A 5,011-nucleotide genomic window follows, 5' to 3' on the forward strand; every position below is an offset into this window, starting at 1 on the left:
GGGATGCGTGGGTCTGTGCATAACTGTGCAGGTCGTCGACGAAGCGGTAGAGCAATTCGTAGGCGGTGTGGAAATCCAGTTGTTCGGCTTCGCTCGGGTCAGTGTCCTGAAAGGTTGCCCGCAAGCTTCGAACCCGTGCCGGCAGCCCTTCCTTGTAGGTCGCCAGCGCTGTCGCCAAACGCGCAGCATCGGGGCTGGTCAGGGCACGACCGCTGAAGCCGTCAAGCACTTCGGCGAGATCCTGCAAACCCGGTCTGATCGCGGCAACCACATGTTCTTCGCCATTGCCGCGCAAGCGTTCAAGCAACTGATGCAGCGCGTTGAAGCGCGTGGTGATGCCCATGAATTCGCTGTTCAAACGGCTCAGGCGACCGTTGCGCCGACGCATGTGCGGGTCTTCGAACACGGTCACGCTGCGCAGCCCTTCCAGCCCCACGGCTTCGGCGATAAAGCGCACGTTGCTCACCTCGAAAGCTTCGGCTTTGCTGCGCCCGCGCAGGCCATCGGTGACGAACAGCGCGAACACGCCGAAGCGCTGATACAAGGCGTTGCGCATGGCCGCGCTGGCGGTTTGCGGCAGGATCGCTGCGCTGATCAGGGTCGAGCAGAGAATCCCCAGCGAGATCTCCAGCACCCGCCAAACGGCCGCCATGAAAGCGCCGTCCGGGTGCGCCAGCGCCGGCAGCCCGACCATCGCGGCGGTATAGCCGGCGAGGACAAAACCATAGGCGCGGAAGTTGCGGCAACGTGCGGCACCGGCCGAGCAGATGCCGACCCAGATCGCCAACGAGCCAAGAAACAGCTCGGTGTTTTGCGCGAACAACGCGATCAACGTGACCATCATCGCCGACCCGGCCAACGTGCCGAGGAAGCGATAGAAACTCTTGGCAAACACCTGGCCGCTCTGCGGCTGCATGACGATGAACACGGTAATCATCGCCGTGCGCGGTTGCGGCAATTCCAGGCGCATGGCCAGCCACAGCGTGAGGAATGCGGCGATCAACACCTTGAAGATGTAGACCCAGGTCACGCCATCGCTGCGCGCCCAGTCGAAGAAACCACGGCGCCATTCCAGGGAGTAGAGCCAGCGCAGAGGTGCGGGCAAGGGAGTCATGAATTCTGCTCAGAAAAGTCGGGTCGGACCGGGATCCTGTGGGAGCGAGCTTGCTCGCGAATGCGGTGAGTCAGGCAACCAATGTGCTGGCTGACACGCCCTCTTCGCGAGCAAGCTCGCTCCCACAGGTTGTGTGTTCAACGCAGGAGAACCGGGGTTTTCGGCACTTGGGTTTTCTCGGCGGTCGGCACATCGTTGCCTGCCCCCAGTCCACCACCCAGCGCCGTCACCAATTCGGCATGCGCACTCAACCGCGCCGCCTGCACCTGCTGCTGCACCTGCTGCTGCTTGAACAGCAACGTCTGCGCATTGAGCACGTTGAGGTAATCGGTGAGGCCGCGCTGATAAGCGATCATCGCGATGTCGTAGGTCTTCTGCGCCGTGGCTACCGACTCGGCGGCGAAGCCTTGCTGCTTGTCCATCGACTCGCGGCGGATCAACTGATCGGAAATATTCTTCAGCGCATTGACCAGCGTCTGGTTGTAATGCGCCACGGCGATGTCGTAACCGGCGGAGGCTTCACCCAACTCGGCGCGCAGTCGGCCACCGTCGAAGATCGGTAGCGAGATCGCCGGCCCGACGTTGTAGTTGAGTTTCTTGCCGGTCAAAAACTCCAGCGCGCCCCCGCCGGTAGCCATGTAGCCGAGGCTGCCGACCAGATCGACGTTGGGGTAAAACCCGGCATGCGCCACATCGATACCGCGCGCCTGCGCCGCCACTTGCCAGCGACTGGCGACTACATCGGGACGCTGGCCGAGCAATTCGGCGGGCAATGCCGATGGCAGTTTCAGCGCAGCACCGAGGGACAATGTCGGGCGCTGCAACTGTGCGCCCGCCCCCGGACCTTTGCCGGCGAGCGCGGCGATCTGGTTGCGACTCAGGGCGATTTCTTCATCCAGCGCATCGAGCTGACGATGGGTTTCCGGCAACGGCGTTTCGGCCTGGCTGACTTCGAAGTGCGTGCCGATCCCGCCGTTCAAGCGCTTCTGCGCCAGATCGAGAATCTGTTGCTGCTGCTTGAGCGTCGCGGCGACGATGTCGCGCTGCGCGTAATGCAGCGACAGTTCGATGTAGGCGCGGACGATGTTGTTCTGCAATTCCAGCTGCGCCAGCCGCGCCTCGGCGGCGCTCATGTGCGCCAGATCCACCGCCCGCTCGCTGGCATTGCTTTCGCGGCCCCAGAGGTCGAGCGCGTAGCTGAAACCCAACGCGGCGTTGTTATCCCAGGTGGTGGTGTTGGCCAGATCGCCGGGGCCGTAGAACTGATCGGTCGGCCAGTTGTGGCGTTTGAGGGTCGACTCGCCATTGATCTGCAATGACTCGGCGGATTCGGCGACACCGGCCATGGCTTTGGCTTGGCGTAGTCGCGCAGCAGCCATGGCCATGCTCGGGCTGCCCTGCACGGCGAGGTCGATCCAGCGATTGAGTTGCGGGTCGCCGTAGGCTTGCCACCATTGCGCGGTAGGCCAGTTGGCGTCACGGGCGGCGTGGGCGATGGCATCGTCGGTGGCCAGTGTATTGGCCTCCATTGCCGTGCCCTGTGGGACAATTCCGTCCGTTGAGATGCAGCCGCCAAGACCCAGGGTAAAAGCCAGAACACTGAGCGGCAAAAGCGCTCTGTTGATGCGACGCGGCACAGCTGCGAATTCCTGAGAGAGGGGTAGATCGAGAACCCGTGTTGGAGCTGCCGCAGGCTGCGATTTTTTGATCTTGATTCCCTTAAAACAAAATCAAAAGATCGCAGCCTTCGGCAGCTCCTACAGGGATCGGCGCAATTCTATGGAAGGCCCCGTACGGCGATAAGCTGGGATTTCTGTGAATCTTTGTTACGGTTAACGAGATAATCCTTAAGTCTGGGGTCTCAGCCCCCGAAACTTCGTGTCACAATTTGCCATCTCCCTTGAGAGCACCCCATGGACACTTTGCAAAACATGCGCGCCTTCAGTTGTGTCGCCGAAGCCGGCAGCTTCACTGCCGCCGCCGTGCAACTCGACACCACCACCGCCAACGTCTCGCGCGCGGTCTCCAACCTGGAAGCCCACCTGCAAACCCGCTTGCTCAACCGCACCACGCGGCGCATCGCCCTCACCGAAGCGGGCAAACGCTACCTGCTGCGCTGCGAACAGATCCTCGCTTACGTCGAAGAGGCCGAAGCCGAAGCCAGCGACGCCCACGCACGCCCGGCCGGGCAATTGAAAGTGCACACCATGACCGGCATCGGTCAGCACTTCGTCATCGACGCCATCGCCCGCTACCGCAAAACCCACCCGGACGTGACCTTCGACCTGACCCTGGCCAACCGCGTGCCGGACCTGCTCGACGAGGGCTACGACGTGTCCATCGTGCTCGCCAGCGAGTTGCCGGACTCAGGTTTTGTGTCGCAACGCCTGGGCATCACCTACAGCATCGTCTGCGCCTCCCCGGCCTACGTGAAAGCCAACGGCGCCGCGCAAAAGCCCAGCGACCTGCTCAACCACGCCTGCCTGCGCCTGGTCAGCCCGGTGATCCCCCTGGAAAAATGGGCCTTCGACGGCCCGGAAGGCCAGGAAATGGTCACCATCAACAGCTCGCCGTTTCTGGTGAACTCCGCCGACGCGATGAAAACCGCGATCACCAGTGGCATGGGCGTGGGCGTGTTGCCGGTGTATGCGGCGATCGAAGGTTTGCGTAACGGCACACTGGTGCGGGTCATGCCGAACTACCGCTCGCAAGAGCTGAACCTGTATGCGATCTATCCGTCGCGGCAATATCTGGATGCGAAGATCAAGACGTGGGTTGAGTATTTGCGTGGATCGTTGCCAGAGATTCTTGCGGCGCATCAAGCCGAATTGGCCGCTTACGAACTCAGCGGCAGCCTCGCCGGCGCGCGCGTCGCCAACTGATTTGTAAACACAATGCGTCTTCTGTAGGAGCTGCCGTAGGCTGCGATCTTTTGATCTTGATGTTTAAAAATCAACAGATCGCAGCCTACGGCAGCTCCTACAGAACGGGGATTTCGCGGATCTTTCCGACAGGTTTTGAAGGTTGTCCGTCGGAAGTGCGCTGGCTAGGATTTGGGTGTCGCTGACGCATCAGCGACCGGGTCTGGAAAACCCGCAGGATCACAGCACATGACATAATGCCGCGCTTTTTCGGCGCCGAAGTTTTGTTATGGCGGCTGTACGTGGGAGACCTTCGGGTCTGCCGGGTTTGATCCTTTGCCGGTTTTTCCAGTCCGCGTACAGCTGCCACCCCTTTCGCCTGGAAAACGAAACATGGCAGCTCCATCTCTTTAAAAGGATATTGCCATGATCAAACACAGTCCCAATCCGCCTGAAGCGGAAGACACCACCCCCTACGAATTCCCCGGTTCGAAGAAATTCCACGAAGCCGCCGAGCGCGCCCTCGACCACTACCTCAAACCCAACGCGTTAACCCTGCGCTTTCACAAACCCAGCACCATGTTCCAGGTCGCACCGGAACAGGACAGCGAAAGCCTGCTGGTCCACGCCTGCGAATCACTGGCACAAGCCAGCCTGATGACCAGCGACATCGCCGCCTACATCGACTTGCCGCAACGGCGCACGATTCTGGCGATTCAGCAGATCATCATGCTCGCTGAACTGGCGGTGAATCGGGTGCTGGATAACCACGAAATCTCCCAATCCCCGGCACACAGCTAAAAGCCCCTCACCCTARCCCTCTCCCRGAGGGAGAGGGGACTGACTGTGGTGTTTGGCAGAGTTACGCCGACGTGAAATACCGAGTCGAATACAAATTCTGAATCAGATCAAGAGCCCCTCACCCTAGCCCTCTCCCAGAGGGAGAGGGGACTGACTGTGGTGTTTGGCAGAGTTACGCCGACGTGAAATACCGAGTCGAATACAAATTCTGAATCAGATCAAGAGCCCCTCACCC

Annotated in this window: 4 protein-coding genes; 2 read left to right on the forward strand and 2 right to left on the reverse strand. The window is 60.8% G+C overall.

Annotated features, from left to right (window positions below; genetic code table 11):
• On the reverse strand, nucleotides 1-1,114 hold a 1,114-nt coding region (locus tag AC1DVF_RS28255), incomplete at its 3' end, for an FUSC family protein (RefSeq protein WP_477783525.1).
• A 137-nt stretch (nucleotides 1,115-1,251) separates the two neighbouring features.
• A complete protein-coding gene (locus AC1DVF_RS28260) occupies nucleotides 1,252-2,751 on the reverse strand; it encodes an efflux transporter outer membrane subunit (protein WP_477783526.1) in 1,500 nt (499 codons plus the stop codon).
• A gap of 276 nt (nucleotides 2,752-3,027) precedes the next feature.
• Here AC1DVF_RS28260 and AC1DVF_RS28265 point away from each other — a divergent pair, with 276 nt between their 5' ends.
• Together AC1DVF_RS28265 and AC1DVF_RS28270 are read left to right on the forward strand one after the other, a co-directional pair.
• A complete protein-coding gene (locus tag AC1DVF_RS28265; RefSeq protein ID WP_007914118.1) occupies nucleotides 3,028-3,996 on the forward strand; it encodes a LysR family transcriptional regulator in 969 nt (322 codons plus the stop codon).
• A gap of 405 nt (nucleotides 3,997-4,401) precedes the next feature.
• Nucleotides 4,402-4,776 (forward strand): DUF6124 family protein, encoded by a 375-nt coding sequence (locus tag AC1DVF_RS28270; RefSeq protein WP_427120074.1) that lies wholly within the window; start codon nucleotides 4,402-4,404, stop codon nucleotides 4,774-4,776.
• Nucleotides 4,777-5,011 lie beyond the last annotated feature (235 nt).

The sequence above is a fragment of the Pseudomonas sp. P4_D7 genome, assembly GCF_056401755.1.